The sequence below is a fragment of the Kitasatospora sp. NPDC017646 genome (assembly GCF_044329365.1).
Classification (GTDB): Bacteria; Actinomycetota; Actinomycetes; order Streptomycetales; family Streptomycetaceae; genus Kitasatospora.
The window spans coordinates 1-19,892 of the sequence record NZ_JBIRJC010000049.1 but is presented as its reverse complement, the minus strand read 5'-3'; the positions used below and the strand labels follow the sequence as shown (position 1 = coordinate 19,892).

The following is a 19,892-nucleotide window of genomic DNA, read 5'->3' as shown; positions in this document are numbered from 1 at the left end:
GTCGAGGCGGGCGGCGACCTGGCCGCTGGCGGAACTGCCCGCCGATGCGTGCGCACCGCCATCCCGCCGTCCCGCCGTGCTCTCCGCCGACGATGCCGCCATCGCGCGCCGGTACTACTGCATGAATGCTCAGACAGGCCGCAAGACGGCGAACTTCTCGTCGCCGAGGACCCACCGGCCGTGGCGCATCACGGCCACCAGGTCGAGGGTGCCGGAGTCGACCACGACCAGGTCGGCGAGCTTGCCGATCTCCAGCGTGCCGATCGAGTCGGCGAGGCCGAGGAGGCGGGCCGGAGTGGTGGAGAGCGACTCGGCGGCTTGGTTGAGCGTCAAGTTGTCAACCTGAACCGACCTTTGGAAGGCGCGGTCAAGGGTCAGCGTCGACCCCGCGATGGAACTGCCGTCGGGGAGCATTGCGACGCCGCCCTTGACCTGGACCTGGAGGGGGCCGAGGGGGTAGAGGCCGTCGCCCATGCCGGCGGCGCCCATGGCGTCGGTGATCAGGGCGACGCGGCGGGGGCCGGCGGTCCCGTAGGCGAGGTCGAGGACGGAGGGGTGGAGGTGGACGCCGTCGTTGATGAGCTCGACGGTGACGCGCTCGTCCTCCAGCAGGGCGACGATCGGGCCGGGGGCGCGGTGGGCGATGGCGGGCATGGCGTTGAACAGGTGGGTGGCGACGGTGGCGCCGGCGTCGATGGCTTCGAGGGTGGTGGTGTAGTCGGAGTCGGTGTGGCCGACGGCGGCGATGATGCCGAGGTCGGCGAGCATGCGTACCGAGTCGAGGCCGCCGGGGAGTTCGGGGGCGAGGGTGACCATCCTGGCGTGGCCGCGGGCGGCGTCGACGAGCTTGCGGACCAAGGCCGGGTCGGGGTCGCGCAGCAGGTCGGGGCGGTGGGCGCCGCAGCGGTTGTGGGAGATGAACGGGCCCTCGAAGTGGATGCCGGCCAGGATGCCGTCCTCGACCAGCTCGGAGAGCACGGCGGCCTGGCGGGCGACCTCGTCGATCTCGCCGGTGACGGTGGAGGCCATCGTGGTGGTGGTGCCGTGTTCGAGGTGGGTGCGGGCGGCGAGCAGGGCCTCCTCGGCGATGCCGGAGGCGTAGGAGGCGCCGCCGCCGCCGTGGACGTGCAGGTCCACGAAGCCAGGCACGACGGTGTACCCGGTCAGGTCGAGGTCGCCGGGCTCGGTGTCGCCGCCGAGGCCGGCAATGCGCTCGCCGTCGACGGTGAGGCGGTCACCCTCGACGACGCCGACGGGCAGGACCAGTCGGGCGCCGACCAGGGCGATGTGCTCCGCCACGCTCACGTTCGTCTCCAGGTGCTGCTTGAAGTTGCTTGAATGTTCCAAATTATAGTCAGTTTTAAACGGAGTGGCTGAGGGGATGTCGGGCGCTCGGGCGGAACGCCGCTTGTTGGTCGATGACCCTGGGCTCGCGACACCGGCCGCTACCTCGGCGCCGGACGGGCGGTCACGGCGGAGGAGGTGGACCCGCCCGCTGGGCGACCGGAAGGCGACTTCGGCACCGATTGACCCTGCACACCCAGATGCTCATTTCTGATTGAAATGCGCGACTCATTGACATGAGCGCGCACAGCCGGTGCAATCCGTGTGCAGGTCTCGCTCTTTCCCGCCCCTGACTCCCGACCCGAGAGGGACCCCCATGCCTCCATCGAGCGGCACCGTCAGAAGTCGGCTGACCCGCGCGGTCAGCCGCGTCCTCCGCCATCGCCCCCTGCCCGCCGCGGTGGTGGTGGCCGTCCTGTCCACGGCCCTGGTCGGCGTGGCTCCCGGTGCGACGACCGCATCGAGCACCGCCGGCCGGATCACCCGCTTCAGCCACACCGGCGCGACCGCGACCATCGCCACATCCTCCGGCGCGGCGGTGCGGGTGGAGTTCGTCCGCGCAGACATCTTCCGGATCCAGCTCGCGCCCGACGGCAGGTTCACCGACCCGGCGGGCGCCGACATCGCCCTGAACACCTCGTTCGGCACCCCCGCCGTCCACACCGCCGACCGCGGTGCCTACTACGAGATCGCCACCGGCTCGGTCACCCTGCGGGCCGCCAAGAAGTCGCTGGCCTTCGCCGCCTACCGGCCCGACGGCACGCTCCTGTGGCGGGAATCCTCGCCGACCTCCTGGACCGGAACCCAGACCACCCAGCACCTCGCCCGGGGCGCGACCGAGCAGTTCTACGGCACCGGCCTGCGGCTGGGCCCGTGGGCGCTGCGGGACATGACGGTGCCGATCTCGGTCGACAACACCTGGAAGCGGAACACCAACGCCAGCCCGGCGCCGTTCTACATGTCCTCCAACGGCTACGGCGTGCTGCGCAACACCTGGGCACCCGGTTCGTACGCGTTCACCGATCCGGTCGCCACGACCGAGGACGAGAACCGCTTCGACGCCTACTACTTCGTCGCCGACTCGCTCAAGGGCGTGCTGGGCGCCTACACCGACGTGACCGGCAAGCCGTTCCTGGCCCCGATGTGGGGACTCGAGCTGGGCAACGCCGACTGCTTCAACGCCTCCAACCCCGCCTACAACGGCGACCACACCCGGGCGCGCCACCAGACCACGCCCGACGTGGTCGGTTACGCGCGGGACGCCCGGAACGCGGACATGCCCTCCGGCTGGATCCTGCCCAACGACGGCTACGGCTGCGGCTACACCGATCTCAAGCAGACCGTCGGCGACCTCCAGGGGCTCGGCTTCCACACCGGCCTGTGGACCTCGACCGGCCTGAACGACATCGCCACCGAGGTCAGCGCGGACGGTTCGCGCGGCGTCAAGACCGACGTGGCCTGGATCGGTGGCGGCTACAAGTACGCCTTCGACGGGGTCGACCAGGCCGTCGCCGGAATCGAGAAGAACTCGGACGCCCGCCGCTTCGTGTGGACCGTCGACGGCTGGGCCGGCACCCAGCGCAACGCCGTCGTCTGGACCGGCGACACCAACGGCGACTGGCCCACCATGGACTGGACCGTCCCCGCCGTCGTCGGCGCCGGGCTGTCCGGTCTCAACTACGCCTCCGGCGACGTCGACGGCATCTTCGGCGGCAGCCCGGAGACCTACACCCGCGACCTCCAGTGGAAGGCCTTCACCCCGGCGTTCATGACGATGTCCGGCTGGGGTGCCACCAACCCGCAGGCCGGCTATCAGGACAAGCAGCCCTGGCGGTTCTCCGAACCCTACCTGTCCGCCAACCGCAAGGCCCTGCAGACCAAGATGCGGCTGATGCCGTACATGTACACCATGAGCCAGGTCGCCAGCACCACCGGTGTGCCCTCGACCCGCGCCCTGGTGCTCGAATACCCGAACGACCCGGTGGCGCAGGGCAACGCGACCTCCGGCGAGTTCATGGCCGGCGACTCCTTCCTGGTCGCGCCGATGACCTCCAGCGGTACCACCCGGGACGGCATCTACCTGCCCGCCGGGACGTGGACCGACTACTGGACCGGCAAGGTCTACCAGGGCCCGACCACGCTCAACGGCTACGCCGCACCGCTCGACGAGACGCCGGTGTTCGTCAGGGGCGGCGGCATCGTCCCGATGTGGCCGCAGATGAACTACACCGGGGAGAAGCCGGTCTCCACGCTCACCTACGATCTGTACCCCGCCGGGACGTCGAAGTTCAGCCTGTACGAGGACGACGGCGTGACGCGCGCCTACCAGCGCGGTGCCTCGGCGAGGCAGCAGGTCACCGTGGACGCGCCGAACTCCGGCACCGGTACCGTCACCGTGAACGTCGGTGCGAGCGTGGGCTCCTACGCCGGCAAGCCGGACAGCCGCGGCTACGAGCTCAACGTCCACCTCGCCGGCGCGCCCACCACCGTGGCGCTCGGCTCCACGTCCCTGGCCCGGGTCTCCTCCAAGGCGGCGTACGACGCGGCGGAGACCGGCTGGTACTTCGACCCCGCCGACCGGGGCGGCGTCCTGTGGGTCAAGGCCGGCAACCGGTCCGGGGCGTTCACCGTCACCCTGGCCGGCGCCACCCTCCCCACTCCCGCCACCGACGCCGGCGGCTCGCCCGTCCTGGACAAGTCGACCTGGAAGCTGATCTCCGCGGACAGCCAGGAGACCTCCGCCGGGAACAGTGCCGCCGTCAACGCCATCGACGGTGACATCGGCACCATCTGGCACACCGCCTGGTCCTCCGGCACCCCTGACCCGCTACCGCACGAGATCCAGATCGACCTCGGCTCCCGCTACGCCGTCGACTCGTTCCGTTACCTGCCCCGCCAGGACGGCGGCGTCAACGGTCGCATCGGACGGTACGAGGTCTACGTGTCCGACTCGCCCACGTCCTGGGGCACCCCGGTGGCCACCGGCACCTGGACGGACACCGCGTCACCGAAGACGGCGTCGTTCCCCGCCGTGTCCGGCCGGTACCTGAGGCTCCGCGCCCTGAGCGAAGCCGGCGACCGCGGCCCCTGGACCAGTGCCGCGGAACTCGGCGCGACCGGAGTACCGGCGCCGTAGGCTCCCCACTCCGTGCGCGGGCGCCCCGGATCCCCGGTGCGCCCGTGCACGGCTGCCGTCCGGCGGCCCCTTCGGACCCGCACCCTCTTCCGCTTCGGCGCGCACCCTCGTCGCTCGCCCTGTGCACACAATTGATCAGTGCATGGCATGCCGAGTGTCTTCGCGCGTTCCGCCGCCACCCCGGCTGACGAGCGGCGATGCCGGAAACCGCGGAGTCCGGGCGGCCGGTTCGGGCCGGAGCTACACTCCGTTCATGCTCAAAGCTGATCGCGCCGCCCGGATCCTGTCCCATGTCGCCGCGGCCGGGAGCGTCGATGTGCACGCACTGGCCGAACTGCTCGGAGTCTCGGGCGCGACCGTACGCCGCGACCTCCAGGAACTGCACGACCAGGGACTGCTGCACCGCACCCGCGGCGGGGCGGTGACAGGGGCGGTCAACCTCGAACTCCCGCTACGGCACCGCAGCGGGAAGCAGCAGGAGGAGAAGCGCAGGATCGCCCGCCTCGCGGCCGGACTCGTCCCGGACGCCGCCGTGGTGGGCCTCACCGGCGGCACCACCACCACCGAACTCGCCCGCATCCTGGCAGAACGCGGTGGAATGACCGTGGTGACCAACGCCGTGAACATCGCGGCGGAGCTGATCGTGCGCCCCGAGGTCCGGCTGGTGGTGATCGGCGGCATCGCCCGCTCGGCCAGCTACGAACTGGTCGGGCCCGCGGCCGACCGGATGCTCTCCCAGTACCACGTCGACATCGCCTTCATCGGTGTCGATGGACTGACCGCCCAGGAGGGCTGCACCACCCACGACGAGATGGAGGCGCAGACCGACCGCGCTTTCCTGCGCAGCGGCACCCGGTCGATCGTCCTCGCCGACAGCACCAAGATCGGCCGGGTCACCTTCGCCTCGATCTGCCCGCTCTCGGACGTGCACGAGCTGGTGACCGACGACGGCCTCACGGACGCCCAGGAGAAGGCCGTCGCGGACTGCGGGGTGAAGGTGCACCGGGCCTGACGCGGTTCTCGCGGAACCCCGCCTGCCCTGGCCCACTGCGCCCGGGCAGGCGGGCCCGGGGTCGGAGCTCAGGCGAACAGCAGCAGCCACTGTCGGCCGGCCGTACCGGTGGCGAACTGCCACCAGCCGGACCAGCTCGCTCTGGTCGGTGGCGGCGGCCTCGACCACCCCGGCGACCTGGCCGTCACGTAGCACGGCGATGCGGTCGGCGAGCCGGGAGATCTCCTTCGTCCGGTGGGAGACGTAGATGACCGCGACGTCCTCGTCGCGCAGCCGCCCGATCAGGGTGAACAGGGCCTCGACCCGTCTGCCCAGTGGAGCAGGCGGCCGGGCCGAAGGAGGTGACCAGGCTCAGCGCGGCGATCGAGGCCAGGCGGCCACCGTGGAAGAGGTGTGGTGGGGGCTCCTGAGGGTGGGACCGACCGGCGAGAAGCAACAGAATCGATCATAAAAGCATCGCAATCTAACGCGATCGGGCAAAAGAAAGCGCCCGGCCACGAGGCGAGTCAAGCTCATTGTTCCCCCCTTGGAGCTATTGAGACCATCTCGTTATGCCACTGTGCTCCCGGCTTGGCGCGGGGTTTGGTCCGGAGTCGCTGGATCGAGCGTGATCTCCTGGATCGGCCCAGGTCATGGGGTACGTTCGAACAAACTGCCGATCGGTAGATTGCCGCCCTGGACAGCTTCGAGCAAAGCCGGAGCGGCGTCAATGGCACGCGGCAGGGTCGTAACGGTGATCGGTGGTGACCCCGCCTGGCGGCACGGATCAACTGTCGGCTTGGTGGGCGTGGCGCCCCGGGCGTGTTGCATTTCATTCGAAGTTGTTGATTGTTGTTGAAAGCTGGGTCTACTGTCCTCCCCGGCGGTCCGCATGCACCCGCCAGCGCCCGTCCCGGCGGTTCGTCCGTGACTCCGGTGCTGGGGACCCCCATCCCCCTGCCGGCCCGGCCCGAGGAGCAGGAGCAGTCGATGAGCACACCACCCCATCCGTTCCGCCGGGGCGTCACCGCCCTGGCGGCATTCGCACTCGGCGTCGCCACCGCCGTCGCGGCCGCCCCCGCCGTGGAGGCCGCGCCCGCCCCCACGGCGAAGTCCGTGACGATCGACGGCTCCTCGCCGGGGCGGGCCTACGACGGGCTCGGCGCGATCAGCGGCGGCGGCGCCACCTCGCGCCTGCTGGTCGACTACCCCGAACCCCAGCGCAGCCAGGTGCTGGACTACCTGTTCAGGCCCGGTTACGGCGCCTCCCTGCAGACGCTGAAGGTGGAGATCGGCGGCGACGCCAACTCCTCCGACGGCCCCGAGCCGTCCCACATGCGCACCTCCACCAAGGTCGACTGCGACCGCGGGTACGAGTGGTGGCTGATGGAGCAGGCCAAGGCCCGCAACCCCAAGATCACGTTCTACGGTCTGGAATGGGCCGCGCCCGGCTGGTTGAACGGCGGCATCTGGTCCCAGGACAACATCGCCTACCTGGAGTCCTGGCTCGGGTGCGCCCACCAGCACGGGCTGAACGTCGGCTACCTCGGCGGCTGGAACGAGCGCGGCTACGACAAGGCCTGGTTCGAGAGGCTGCGTGCCGACCTGGACGGCCACGGCCACCAGGGCACCGTCCTGGTCGCTTCCGACAGCGACGACGAGCACTGGTCGATCGCTGCGGACATGGCGAGCGACCCCGCCTTCGCCGAGGCCGTCGGAGTGATCGGCCTGCACGGCACCTGCTGGCACTCGACGCCGGTCTACACGGCCTGTCCGGGAAGCAGCACCGCGACCGGGCTGGGCAAGCGGCTGTGGGCCTCCGAGGACGACAACGACAGCTACGGAGCCGACCCGGCCGCCCTGGCCCGCAACGTCAACCGCGAGTACCTCGACGCCCGGATCACCTCGGACATCAAGTGGGCGGTGGTCAGCTCCTGGCCCTCGGAGCTGCCCTACGCGGGCGCCGGCCTGATGGCCGCCGACCAGCCCTGGTCCGGCAACTACGCGGTGGGCCGCGACATCTGGGTGATGGCGCACACCACCCAGTTCGCCAAGCCCGGCTGGCAGTACCTCGACGCCTCCAGCGGCTACCTCGCCGGTGCCGGCGCCAACGGAGACCCGCACGGCGGGAGTTACGTCACGCTCAAGTCCGGCCGGGACTACAGCACGGTCATCGAGTCCACCGACGCCACCGCCGCGCAGACCGTCAACGTCAAGATCGCCGGCGGCCTGTCCACCGGCCCGGTGCACGTCTGGGCCACCGACATGAACTCCACCGATCCGTCGAGGTGGTTCGTCCACACCCAGGACCTGACGCCGAAGGGCGGTTCGTACTCCCTCACCGTGCAGCCCGGTTACGTCTACACGGTGACCACCACCACCGGTCAGGGCAAGGGCACCGCCGTGGCGCCCCCGTCCACCGCGATGCCGCTGCCCTACCGGGCCGACCTCAGCGGGTACACCACGGGGGCCACCGCCCGCTACTTCCATGACTGGGCCGGCGCCTTCGAGACCGCGCCCTGCCCGTCCGGGGCGACCACCCCGATGTGCCTGCGCCAGGTGATCACCCGGGCGCCCATCCCGTGGCACGACGACATGAACTACACCCCGCTCACCCTCCTGGGCGACCCGTCCTGGGCCCACTACCAGGCGAGCACCGACGTCGTCCTCGAACAGGCCGACACCTCCGCCGAACTGCTCGGCCGCATCGACCACGTCGACCACGACCGCTCCGGCTACCACCTGAAGATCGACGACACCGGCGCCTGGAGCCTGTTCACCGAGGACCGCGCCGGAGCCGACACCGTGCTGGCGAGCGGCAGCTACCCCGGCGCCGGTGCCGGCACCTGGCACAACCTCACACTGGCCGTGCAGGGACAGAACATCACCGCGTCGATCGACCGCGTGCAGGTCGCCTCGGTCGCCGACGCCGGCCACGGCACCGGCCAGATCGGCCTGGGCGTCGGCGGCTTCCAGCACGCCGACTTCGCCAACACCACCGTGACGCCGCTGGCCGCACCGGCCACCCACACCGTGACCAGCGCCAACAGCGGCAAGTGCCTGGACGTCACGGGCGCCTCGACGGCCGACGGCGCCCAGGTCGTCCAGTGGACCTGCGGGGCCGGCAAGGCCAACCAGCAGTGGACCCTCGTCCCGGTCGCCGGAACCGGCACCGTCCAGCTGGTGTCGGCCAACAGCGGCAAGTGCCTGGACGTCACGGGCGCCTCCACCGCTGACGGCGCCCAGGTCGTCCAGTGGACCTGCGGGGCCGGCAAGGCCAACCAGCAGTGGACCCCCGTCCCGGCCATCGGGGCCCCCGTCCAGCTGGTGTCGGCCAACAGCGGCAAGTGCCTGGACGTCACGGGCGCCTCCACCGCTGACGGCGCCCAGGTCGTCCAGTGGCCTTGCGGCACCGGCCGCGCCAACCAGGAGTGGACCGTCTCGTAACGGGACCGGCGAAGCCCCTGCCCCCACGTCGTGCCGGGCGCCTGCGGGCGCCCGGCACGGACCGCCACCCCTCCCCACACCCAGGAGACGCCCATGGGCCGTCAACACCTGTCATCGACCTGGCGCACCGCCCTGAGCGCGGCGCTCGTCCTCGCCGGCGCGCTGGGCGGCCTGACCGCGCCGTCAGGCGCCCAGGCCGCCATCCCCACCCCCACCGCCGTCACCATCGACGGCACCAAGCCGGGCCTCACCTTCGACGGGGTCGGCGCGATCTCCGGCGGCGGCGGCAACTCCCGCCTGCTGGTGGACTATCCGGAGCCCCAGCGCAGCCAACTGCTCGACTACTTGTTCAAGCCCGGCTACGGAGCCTCGCTGCAGGTGCTGAAGCTGGAGATCGGCGGCGACACCAACTCCACCGACGGCGCCGAACCCAGCATTGAGCACACCCGCGGCACCGTCGACTGCAACCAGGGCTACGAGTGGTGGCTGGCCGATCAGGCCAAGGCCCGCAACCCCGACATCAAGTTCTACGGCCTGTCCTGGGGCGCCCCCGGCTGGATCGGCAACACCGGCAGCGGCGGCCACTTCTGGTCCCAGGACAGCGTCAACTACCTGATGGACTGGATGGGCTGCGCCACCCGGCACCACCTGAACGTGTCATACCTCGGCGGGTGGAACGAGCGCGGCTTCGACAAGGCCTGGTACGAGAACCTGAAGAGCGCGCTCGTGGCACGCGGTTACGGCGCCACCAAGGTCGTCGCCGCCGACGACACCTGGGACGTGGCCGACGCCATGGCCACCGACCCGGCATTCAAGAACGCCGTCGACATCGTCGGCGTCCACTACCCCTGCGGGTACATGAGCGACTTCAGCAGCTGCCCCAGCCCGGCGAACGCCCAGGCGCTCGGCAAGCCGCTGTGGGCGAGCGAGAACGGCTCCGAGGACGCCGACGGCGGCGCCCCGGCGGTGGCGCGCGGGATCAACCGCGGCTACCTCGACGGAAAGATGACCTCGTTCATCAACTGGCCGGTCATCGCCTCGCTCTACCCCGACCTGTTCTTCTCCACCGACGGGATGTCGGTCGCCAACCAGCCCTGGTCCGGCACCTACAACATCGGCAAGACGACCTGGGTCACCGCGCACACCACCCAGTTCACCAAGCCCGGTTGGCGCTACATCGACTCCGCGAGCGGCTACCTCGGCGGCGCCCGCACCAACGGCAGCTACGTCACGCTGAAGGGCGCGAACAACCGCGACTACAGCACCGTGATCGAGACCCTGGACGCCACCGCCGCCCAGACCGCGAGCTTCACCGTCAAGGGTGGCCTGTCCACCGGCAACGTCCACGTCTGGTCCACCGACCTCAACTCCACCAACCCCGCTGACTGGTTCGTCCACCAGCAGGACGTCACCCCGGCCCACGGCACGTACACCCTCACCCTGCAGCCCGGCCGGGTCTACACCGTGACCACCACCACCGGCCAGGGCAAGGGCACCGCCACCCCGCCGCCTGCCGCGCCGATGAAGCTGCCCTACGCCGACGGCTTCGAGACGCCCGCGACGACCACCTCGCCGAAGTACTTCGCGGACATGAACGGCGCCTTCCAGACCGTCGCCTGCGGCGGCGGCCGCACCGGCACCTGCCTGCGCCAGATGGCCCCGACCAGGCCGATCAACTGGACCGACGAACCGTACAACGCCCCGTACACGATGATGGGCGACGGCAGCTGGTCCAACTACACCGTCACCGCCGACACGATGTTCGAGCAGTCGAGCACCGTCGAACTCCTCGGCCGGGTCAACCAGCAGGGCCGCAACAACAACGGCCTGAACGCCTACCACCTGCGGGTCAGCGACACCGGCGCCTGGTCCATCGACAAGAGCGACACCAGCTGGCACTTCACCACCCTCGCGAGCGGCACCACCACCGCCCTCGGCACCGGCCGCTGGCACACCGTCGCGCTCACCCTGGACAACGCTACCCTCACCGCGAACATCGACGGTACCGCCGTGGGCAGCACGACCGACACCAGCTTCACCAACGGACGCGCCGGTCTCGGCGTGACGGGCTACCAGACCGACCAGTTCGACAACTTCGCCCTCACCCCCGGCACCCCCACCACCCACACCGGACCGATCGCCTCCGCTCTGCCCGGCACCTGCGCCCGACCCACCGCCGGGACCAGCGGCGCCGCCGTGCAGCTGTGGGCCTGCGACGGCAGCGCCCAGCAGGTGTGGACCCGCACCAACGGCACCCTCACCCACAACGGCAAGTGCCTGGACGTCACCGGCGGTGGCACCGCCAACGGCACCCCGGTCGAACTCTGGGACTGCAACGGCGGCGCCAACCAGCAGTGGGCGCCCCAGCCGGACGGCAGCCTGATGAGCGCCCAGTCCGGCCGCTGCCTCGACGACCCCGCCGGGGCCACCGCCGACGGCACCCCGCTGGAGATCTGGGACTGCAACGGCGGCGCCAACCAGCGCTGGACCCTGCCGTAGCTCCCTGCTGGGGGTCAAGGGGTCGCAGGTTCAAATCCTGTCGTCCCGACTTGCATAACCGCAGGTCGTAGGCCGTTTCCACCGGATGGTGGGAACGGCCTTGACGCGTTTTCGGGGCCCTGTGAGTGCATTGTGAGGGCGAGATCCCGCTCGGGCCGATCACGTCATGGGTGCGGTGTCTCAACGTGCCTTCCGTAGCTGTGTTCTGGTGATGACCCTCTGGTTGCGGACCCTGGCGGCGTGATCCCCGGGTGTGTGCGGGCCTGGGAATGCGATGGGGTTGGGTGAGGTGAGAGCGCGGTCGATGGTGTCGACGGCGTCGCGGGCGGCCTGGGTGGTGAGGTGGCCGTAGATGTTGGCGGTGATGGACAGGGTGGCGAGATGATGGCCGCGAGGTGGCGAAGGTCGTGGACGGTGGTGCGGGGCACGCCGCACTCACGGCAGAGCTGGTGGAAGTGGTTGAGGACGTAGGCGGGGTGGTGGGGGCGTCCGTCGGGGTGGTGGAAGACGAAGCCGCCGTGGTCCGCGTGGGAGAGCGACGAGTGAGCGCATGGTGATCACTTCCAACACGGGTCGTATGAACAGCCATGCTCATGGTTTCCTGGCGGCCGTCAGCAGACGGTGAACCCCCGCCCTCACGCCGTACCCACATGCACATGAAAAGCGAAAAGCGCCTCTGACCTGGGACGATCCCTTGTCGTGGCGACAAGGGATCGTGGACTCGCTGGCGCTGCTCGGTGTCGCAGGGCGTAGCGTCCCGATATGACCGCTGACCACGGGCTCGAGAGCAGCCGGATCATCGCGCCCTGCGGAGCCGGCTTCGCCCGGATTGCTCACCTGTCGTGGGCGAGGCCGACCGATCCGGGCGATGCCAGCCTGCGCATACCGATACGTGGGCTTGACCTGCGGCGACGACTCTCTGATCCCCGCAGGTGGCCGGCTGCGAGAGCGAGGAGGTCGCCCGGCGCTTCATCCAGGGCACCGTCGCCAAACAGGGCTTCGATGAAGGCGAGTCGACGATCCACTCCGAGTGGGCCGGCGCAACCTGTGGCTGAGGACCCTGGACCGGCTCGGCCTCGGCTTCGACTCCTGACAGTTCGGCTGCTATCCCGGCTGGAGCTGGGGCAGCAGCCGGCAAACGGGAATTTCGGGGTCACGCCGTCCGGCAGCCTATTATCGCTTCTTGGGCCTGCGGACCTGATCCCCGGCTCACCAGGTACGGAGAGGCGTCACCCGGCCTGCTGCCGACGCGTACCCGAGGAAATCCGTGAGCACCGAACAGTCCGTCCCCGTCCCGCAGGTCCTTCATGAGGCCGGCCGCCGACGGACCTTCGCCGTGATCAGCCATCCGGACGCGGGCAAGTCCACGCTCACCGAGGCGCTGGCGCTGCACGCGCGGGCGATCACTTCTGCCGGTGCGGTGCACGCCAAGGGTGACCGACGCGGCGTGACCAGCGACTGGATGGAGTTGGAACGCGAGCGCGGTATCTCGGTGACCTCGGCCGCATTGCAGTTCGGCTATCGCGACCATGTGATGAACCTGGTCGACACCCCCGGCCACGCCGACTTCTCCGAGGATACCTACCGGGTGCTGGCCGCCGTCGACTGCGCGATCATGCTGGTCGACGCGGCCAAGGGCCTGGAGGAGCAGACCCGCAAGCTTTTCGCGGTCTGCCGCCATCGCGGCGTCCCCGTGATCACCTTCATCAACAAGTGGGACCGGCGCGGCCGGGATGCACTCACCCTGCTCGAGGACATCGAGACGCACCTCGGGATCACCCCCGTCCCGGTCGTCTGGCCGGTCGGCAACGCCGGCAACCTGCGCGGCCTGGTCGAAGCGGGGAACACCGAGCAGATGCTGCGCTACACCAAGGTGCCGGCCGGCACGCACGCCGCCCTCGAGGAGCAGCTCACCTCCGAGAAGGCCGCCGAGCAGGAGGGCGAAGCCTGGACGACCGCGCTGGAGGAACTGGAGCTGGTGCTCTCCTCCGGCCCCGGCTACGACCAGGAGGCCTTCGAGGCCGGCAAGATCAGCCCGGTCTTCTTCGGCGCCGCGCTGACCAACATCGGTGTGAAGCCCCTGCTGGACGCCGTGGTCGACCTCGCGCCGGCTCCCGGGCCACGCCCGCTGGCCAAGGGCGGCAGCCGCGAGGTCGGCGAGGAGTTCTCCGGTCTGGTGTTCAAGATCCAGGCGAACATGGACCCGGCCCATCGCGACCGGATCGCCTTCGTCCGAGTCTGCTCCGGTGTCTTCGAGCGCGGCATGCACGTCACCCGCGCGGCCAGCGGCCGCTCCTTCGCAACCAAGTACGCACACACCGTCTTCGGGGCCGAGCGCACCGTGGTCGACACCGCGTACCCCGGCGACGTGGTCGGCCTGATCAACGCGAGCGCGCTGCGGGTCGGCGACACCCTCTTCACCGGCAAGAAGACCGAGTTTCCCCCGCTGCCCGCCTTCGCCCCCGAGTACTTCGCGGTGGCACGGCCCAAGGACATCAGCCGTTCCAAGCAGTTCCGCAAGGGCGTCGCCCAACTCGATGAGGAAGGCGTGATCCAGGTGCTGGTCTCCGACCGGCGTGGCGACCAGGCGCCGGTCATGGCTGCGGTCGGCCCGATGCAGTTCGACGTGATCCTGCACCGGATGGAGCACGAGTTCTCTTCCCCGATCGCCCTCGACCAGCTCCCCTACCGCTTGGCCCGGATCACCGACGCCGACGGCGCCGCAGCCCTGGCCAAAGCCCGCCTGACCAACGGCGAGGTGCTCACCCGCCGCTCGGACGACGTTCTGCTGGCCTTGTTCGCCGACAAGTGGCACCTGAACGCCTTCCAGCGCAACCAACCCGACATCCTGCTAAAGCCGCTGATCGCCACGGCGGACTGATCGCCGACCTCTCGGCACGGCGGCGCGGCTTGGCACGGCGGACGGCGCCTGATGCGGCCCCTGCCAGGGGTCTTCCGGCGCGCGCCGCCCCTGTGGCTGCCGATGAGTTAGTCCGTGCAGGTCATGCGGCATGTCGGTACGCGTGAGGGTGCCGCCGAGGCGGTCGCGTCCACGGACGTCCAGCCGGGCGATCCGCCCGGGGTCGGCGATCGGGACGGGCGGTGGTGTCAGTGACGTGTCCTGGTGGAGTGCGTGATGTGGGCGGTGGGTGTTGTAGTGGTCCTCGAACTCCCGCAGTGCATGCAGGAGATGGCGCTGCTTTCAGATCAGCGTCCCGTCGGGGAGGTCGCGTCGGCATGTGAGTGCCCAGCGTTCCATTAACGGGGGCATTACGGGCAAAATGCGAGGATGATCACATGGCCCGCTCACCACTGACGAATCGACGTCGACACCGCCGTCGACTGCTGACCGAACCAAAACGAAGGCCGGGCCCGACGCACACAGTGCGACGGGCCCGGCCTTGTTGCGTAGTAGCGGGGACAGGATTTGAACCTGCGACCTCTGGGTTATGAGCCCAGCGAGCTACCGAGCTGCTCCACCCCGCGTCGGTGACACCGACTCTACGGCACAGCCGACACAGAACGAAATCTCATTTCCGCCGCCGCCGAGAAAACGCCTGCAGCAGGTGGCTACGGCGGCCCAGGAATCCATGGAGCATCACCTGCCGGACAGCTGGTCACCAGCGGACAGGCGGGGATGCGATCAGCGTCCACCCCTACCCCTGGGATGACCGTTGCCTGATCGATATCTTCCCCGACGGGCGGGAGTTCATGACCGTCGGACACGGTGAGGATGACGCCGTCTTCCACACCTTCTCCGACGGCACAGAGCTGTTCCGCTTCGCCGTCGAGCGCTTCCTGACTCCCACGGGAGCCGACGAGGACGGGAGCACCGATGACAATGACGAGGTCGAAGAGCCCCACATCGCGTGGAGCGGCGGCTACGTTGATGCCGCCCCGGCTCGTCCACGCGCAGCGCGTCCGGGAGTGCGGTGCGGGCACCTTCGAGGTCTGCGGCGAGACGGCGCCGCAGTCCGAGCAGCCAGAGGGAGTAGCGGCGGGACCACTGGGTGTGGTGGCTCTCGCACAGTGCCAGGCTTTGTTCGGCGTTGTGACGGGCGTCGGGGTCCCCGGTCACGGTGTGGGCGACGGCTAGCAGGAAGAGGGTTGTCCATTGGGCTCCGGGGTCGTCCGCGGCGGTGTGGCGGTCGAGGGCGGCGACCGGTTCGAGCGCGCCTTGGGCCTCCGCCGGGGTGGTGAGGCCGAACTCGACGGTGGATCGGATGGTGGCGTGGTCGTGAGTCGGCCCGTGCCGGTGAACGACGTGCGATCATCCGCTGAGATCGCGCTGCTGCAGGTCGGTGAGGATCGTCGTGGCCAGGGTTCCGTCGGTCGGTGTCTCAGCCGCGGCCGGAGTTGCGGCGGCGGAGTCGGAAGCCGAGGACTCCGAGGACGGCCGCGAGGAGTGCGGTGCCGATGGCGGCCCAGGTGGCGACGGGCGAACTGTCGCCGTCGTCCGCGGAGGCCTTGACCTGGGTGCCGGACGTCGCGGTGGCGGTCGAGGGACCGGGGGCGGTTGGCGCGGGGGTCGTGGGGCCGGCGGTGGGGCCGAGGGTGACGACCGGGGACGGGGCGGCGGTCGGCCCGGTAGTGGGAGCTGCGGTGGGCATGGAGCCGACCGGGTCGGTGATGGCGGCGGCGGCCACGTCGAGCTCGCGCTCGGCGTGGCCGAGGTCGGGGAAGGCGCAGTCGACGGTGATCTTCCAGTGGCCGGCCGCCAGGATCTCCCGGTGGGTGTAGCTGCCGGGGTGGCCGGGGACGGCGAGCAGGCGCCAGGGGCCCGCCGTGCGCCCGTCGGAGGAGGTGGCGGAGAGCGAGCCGGCGAACCCCTCGGTGACCGGGTCGTGGTCGTTCTCGAAGCTGGCGACGGTGGTGACGTGCCCGTTGTCCGTCCCGGTGATCTCCAGGTGGACGGTGTCACCATGGGCGGAGGCGGGGACGGCGGCAGGCGCGAGTACGGCCGCCCCGGCGACGGCCAGGGCGGCGGCGATGGAACGGATGCGCATGGGTGGGGCTTTCTCGTGCGGTGGGTGGGACGGCCGGGTGCGGTCGCCGTGAGCCCACGGCGGCCGCACCCGGCCGATCGGTTCTACCTGCGGTCAGTGGACCTGTCTGGAGTCGGTGGCCCCAGCTCGGTCAGCGGATCTGGAAGGGTCGGCGGACCTGCATGGGTCAGGAGGCCTTCTGCAGCGACCAGTTCTGGAAGGCCTGGCCGTTGGGCTGCTGGAGCTCCAGCAGCCAACCGCCGTAGTACCAGCGGTTGCTGATGCCGAGGACCAGCGAGGTGCCCTGGGCGGTGAGGGTGACAGCGCCGCCGGAGGAGTTCACCTGCCACTTCTGCGCGGCCGCGTCGGAGCACGGCTGCTGGGCGACGTACTGGCCGGCTACCGCGTCACCGCCCAGCTGGAGGCACTTCTCGGAGCGCACGGACTTGATCCGCAGAGTGCCGGAGCCGGCGTCCTCGAAGATCCACTTCTGGTTGGCGTAGCCGGTGCGCTGGTAGGCGATGGCGACCGTGCCGTCGTTCATCGAGCTGCCCCACAGGTCGGCGGCCTGGCCGGTGAGCCCGTTCACCAGGGTGTAGTGGGCTCCGGGCTGCGGCTTGCCGGAGTCGGCGGTGGTCTTGAAGGTCACGGTGCGACCCGGCTTGGAGACCTTGCCGGCGGCGTCACGGGAGGTGACGGCCACCTTGTACTGGGTGCCCGGGGCGAGCCGGACCAGGCCGACCACGGTGGTGCGGACGGTGCCGACGGACTGGCCGTTCAGCAGGACGTCGTAGCCGCTGGCGCCGTTGGCGGCCGGCCAGCTCAGCATGGCTGAGTTCTGGGTGACCTGGCTCACCGTCACGTCCGGGCCGGTGGAGCCGGTGGTGGAGGTGGCGGTCGGGGTCGGGGTCGGCGAGGAGGTGCCGGTGGCCGTCGGGGTCGGGGTGTTGGTGGGTGTGGTGGTCGCGGTGGGCGAGGGGCTCGCGGTCTTGGTCGCGGTGGGCGAGGGGCTCACGGTCTTGGTCGGGGTGGGGGTCGGGTTCGGGTTGGGGCCGGTGCCGCCGCCCGCGATCAGGAAGCGGTTGTTGGCGACGTTCCAGTGCGTGGCCAGGTAGCTGCCGGGCGCGGGGTTGGTGTTGTAGTAGTCGTCGTGGTTGCAGTCGAGCCGGTCGTCATGCTTGTTGTCCGGGCAGACGATTTTCATCTGCGGGTAGTTCGGGGCGTCCGAGTAGCACATGAGGTCCCACTCGTCCGTGCAGTGGCCGGCCTTGCTGGAGTGCGGTGCGCTGTCGTTGACGGCGCCGAGGTTGTGGCCGAGTTCGTGCGCGGCGGTGGAGCCGTCCCAGCAGCCCGAGTCGCTGCGGCCGTACGAGGGGCCGAAGTTGCTCTCGTTGTCCTGGCCGGGACGCTCGTCGCCGTCGAAGGTGCCGATGCCGCAGTACACCTGGGCGTCGGTGAACATCATGTACTTGCGGTCCTTGCGGTTGAACCCCTGCTTGGTGAGCGCGTTGTTCTGCGAGTTGAAGTCCTTGATCTCGGCGTCGGAGATCTGGACGTCCAGCACCGCGGCCGTGCAGTCGGACTCGGTGACGAAGCGGACGTGCCGCTCGCCGCCGGTCTCCTGGGCGCTGGCGTTGTAGATGACGTCGACGTCCGCGGCCCACTTCTTGAAGGAGGCCAGGTACTGGGCGTAGCGGTCGTTGCCCGGGGCGTGGACGTACACCACCTGGACGCGGTTGCCGCTGGTGCCGTCACCGTCGCAGACGACGGCCGAGCCGCCCGTGGCCGCGCCGGCGGCTGCGTTCTGCTGCGGGGCGGCGGCGGCCGCGTCGCCGAGCAGGGCCTTGTTTCCGGCGTCCAGGGCCGGCGCGCCGCCCTTCAGCAGGTCGGCGGCGGCCGGCGGCTGGGCGTTGGCGGGCGGGGTCAGCGTGGCGGGCGGGGCGGCGGCCGCGGCCACCGGGGCGACGTCCTTGTGGATGTCGACGCCCTTCGGCGGAGCGTCGGGGCCGTGGCTGCAGAGCGAACTGCCGCTGACCTGCAGCTGTCCGGCGCAGCGGTCGTCGCTGGGCAGGCTCAGGCCGGAGTAGACGAGGCCGCGCTCGGGTTGCTCCTTGGGTATTTCCTTGAGCGGCGTCGCCTTGGCGTCGTGCTTCGGGGCCGGCGCCTGGGTGCCGCTCTCGGCAGAGCCGGTCTCCCCCTCGTCGTCGCTGACCAGGCCGACCATCTGGCCCGCCCCGAGACCGTCGGCCGATGCCACGGACGAGTTGCGCGAGGGTGCGTCCAACACGGTCTGGATTCCCAGTGCGCCCGTGACCAGGCTGGCCGCGACCGCCAGGCCGATCAGTGCCGTCCTACGGGTCGAGCGCTTCCGGCGGCGACGGCGAAGCTCGCTGCTCCGGTGTCCCATCACGTTCCTTTCCTTGTGCGAGGGCCCGGGGCGTCCCCCTGTCGCGGGACGGGTCCAGGCCTTCCGACACACAAGAGAGCGGATTGGGCCGATGGGGATAACAGAAATGTCTGACGAAGATCGCGAGACTCCTCGAGGCGGGGCTCTGGGGGCAGCTCCGACTGGACCTCAGGAGACCGGCCCTCGAAGGTAGTGGAGGGATCCTTCGAAGGGCCCGGGTTGACCGTCACCCGCCACGTTGCTGCCTCGACCGTGGTGGCGAGGGTGGAGTGGCGCAGGGTCTTGGAGACGACGGCGACGGGGATGCCGGCGGCGATCATGATGCTGGCGCCGGTGCGGGTCTGATGTGCGGCGAACTGCTGGAGCGCGACGGGTTCACCAATGCCGTGCGGGCCGGCGGTGCCAGAGACCTCGGCGCCGATGTCGGCGCCGAAGACCGCCTGGGGCGGCGAGTGGTGCTGCGGTGCAAGCGGTACGCGACCCCATTGACATCGGAGGCCGTGCAGAGGTTCAACGGTACCGTCCGCCCGCCCGCCCGGCCGGTGCCCGGGGCTGCGGTCCCGGTCGTTGTGGCGCTCAACGGCTTCACCGACCCTGCGGCGGCCTTCGCCACCCGGCAGCGCCTGAACCTCGTCGATCGCGAGCGCCTCGCCCGTTGGGGTGCCGGCCAGCATCTCTACGACGTCCTCGACATCGACCGCGACCCGGGGCGGCGTACGCGATCGCCTGAGCGAGCGGACGAGCGCGTGGCTCCTCCGCCCTGCTCAGGGCGGTACGGGTACGCCAGCCTCCGGGGACGCGTGGTGCGCCGGGCCGCTATCGGGAGGCGGGTGGCTTCGGCCGATCGGTGCCTTGTGCGGCGGCTTTGAGGATGTCCCCCAGGCGGAGCCAGGCGTTGGGGCCGGAGTTGCTGGTCGGGCTGTCGGTGAGCCGGTGCCAGGCATGGCTGAAGACGGCGAAGGCTCTTTGTACAGACCGCCTACTGACGGGTGCCCTTGACTGTGGGCTGTGTCTTCTGGTTGTAGATCTCCTTGCCGTCCGCGTTGTAGGCGTGGACGTAGGGGTCCGGGGGGAAGGAGTTCC

General features: G+C 70.2%; 9 protein-coding genes and 1 tRNA gene. 6 read left to right on the top strand and 4 right to left on the bottom strand.

Translation table 11 applies throughout. The annotated features are described in order from the left end of the window. Positions 1 to 129 precede the first annotated feature (129 nt). Positions 130 to 1,299 (bottom strand): N-acetylglucosamine-6-phosphate deacetylase, encoded by a 1,170-nt coding sequence (gene nagA / locus ACH4J0_RS37570; RefSeq protein WP_396245698.1) that lies wholly within the window; start codon positions 1,297 to 1,299, stop codon positions 130 to 132. A 361-nt stretch (positions 1,300 to 1,660) separates the two neighbouring features. Here nagA and ACH4J0_RS37565 point away from each other — a divergent pair, with 361 nt between their 5' ends. The 5 genes from ACH4J0_RS37565 (at position 1,661) to ACH4J0_RS37545 (ending at position 14,298) form a co-directional block, all read left to right on the top strand. Then, positions 1,661 to 4,480 (top strand): TIM-barrel domain-containing protein, encoded by a 2,820-nt coding sequence (locus ACH4J0_RS37565; protein WP_396245679.1) that lies wholly within the window; start codon positions 1,661 to 1,663, stop codon positions 4,478 to 4,480. Between the two features lie 253 nt (positions 4,481 to 4,733). Next, positions 4,734 to 5,492, top strand: a complete 759-nt coding sequence (locus tag ACH4J0_RS37560) for a DeoR/GlpR family DNA-binding transcription regulator (protein WP_030290478.1) — start codon at positions 4,734 to 4,736, stop codon at positions 5,490 to 5,492. A 969-nt stretch (positions 5,493 to 6,461) separates the two neighbouring features. Continuing rightward, positions 6,462 to 8,918 (top strand): RICIN domain-containing protein, encoded by a 2,457-nt coding sequence (locus tag ACH4J0_RS37555; RefSeq protein ID WP_396245678.1) that lies wholly within the window; start codon positions 6,462 to 6,464, stop codon positions 8,916 to 8,918. A gap of 93 nt (positions 8,919 to 9,011) precedes the next feature. Continuing rightward, positions 9,012 to 11,417, top strand: a complete 2,406-nt coding sequence (locus tag ACH4J0_RS37550; RefSeq protein WP_396245677.1) for a ricin-type beta-trefoil lectin domain protein — start codon at positions 9,012 to 9,014, stop codon at positions 11,415 to 11,417. Positions 11,418 to 12,684: 1,267 nt separating this feature from the next. Continuing rightward, the gene (locus ACH4J0_RS37545; protein WP_396245676.1) at positions 12,685 to 14,298 is read left to right on the top strand and encodes a peptide chain release factor 3; all 1,614 of its coding nucleotides are present in this window, start codon (positions 12,685 to 12,687) and stop codon (positions 14,296 to 14,298) included. A 531-nt stretch (positions 14,299 to 14,829) separates the two neighbouring features. On the opposite strand, the gene ACH4J0_RS37540 is transcribed toward ACH4J0_RS37545, so the two are convergent. The 3 genes from ACH4J0_RS37540 to ACH4J0_RS37530 all read right to left on the bottom strand — a co-directional run bounded on the left by ACH4J0_RS37540 (position 14,830) and on the right by ACH4J0_RS37530 (position 18,809). Beyond that, positions 14,830 to 14,903 (bottom strand) — tRNA-Met (locus ACH4J0_RS37540). 854 nt (positions 14,904 to 15,757) lie between these two features. Then, positions 15,758 to 16,423, bottom strand: coding sequence for a hypothetical protein (locus ACH4J0_RS37535; RefSeq protein WP_396245675.1), 666 nt, complete (start codon positions 16,421 to 16,423; stop codon positions 15,758 to 15,760). 166 nt (positions 16,424 to 16,589) lie between these two features. Next, the gene (locus ACH4J0_RS37530) at positions 16,590 to 18,809 is read right to left on the bottom strand and encodes an RICIN domain-containing protein (protein WP_396245674.1); all 2,220 of its coding nucleotides are present in this window, start codon (positions 18,807 to 18,809) and stop codon (positions 16,590 to 16,592) included. Between the two features lie 269 nt (positions 18,810 to 19,078). Here ACH4J0_RS37530 and ACH4J0_RS37525 point away from each other — a divergent pair, with 269 nt between their 5' ends. Beyond that, entirely contained in the window at positions 19,079 to 19,678 is a 600-nt protein-coding gene (locus ACH4J0_RS37525) for a restriction endonuclease (protein WP_396245673.1), read from the top strand. The last annotated feature ends 214 nt before the right edge of the window (positions 19,679 to 19,892 follow it).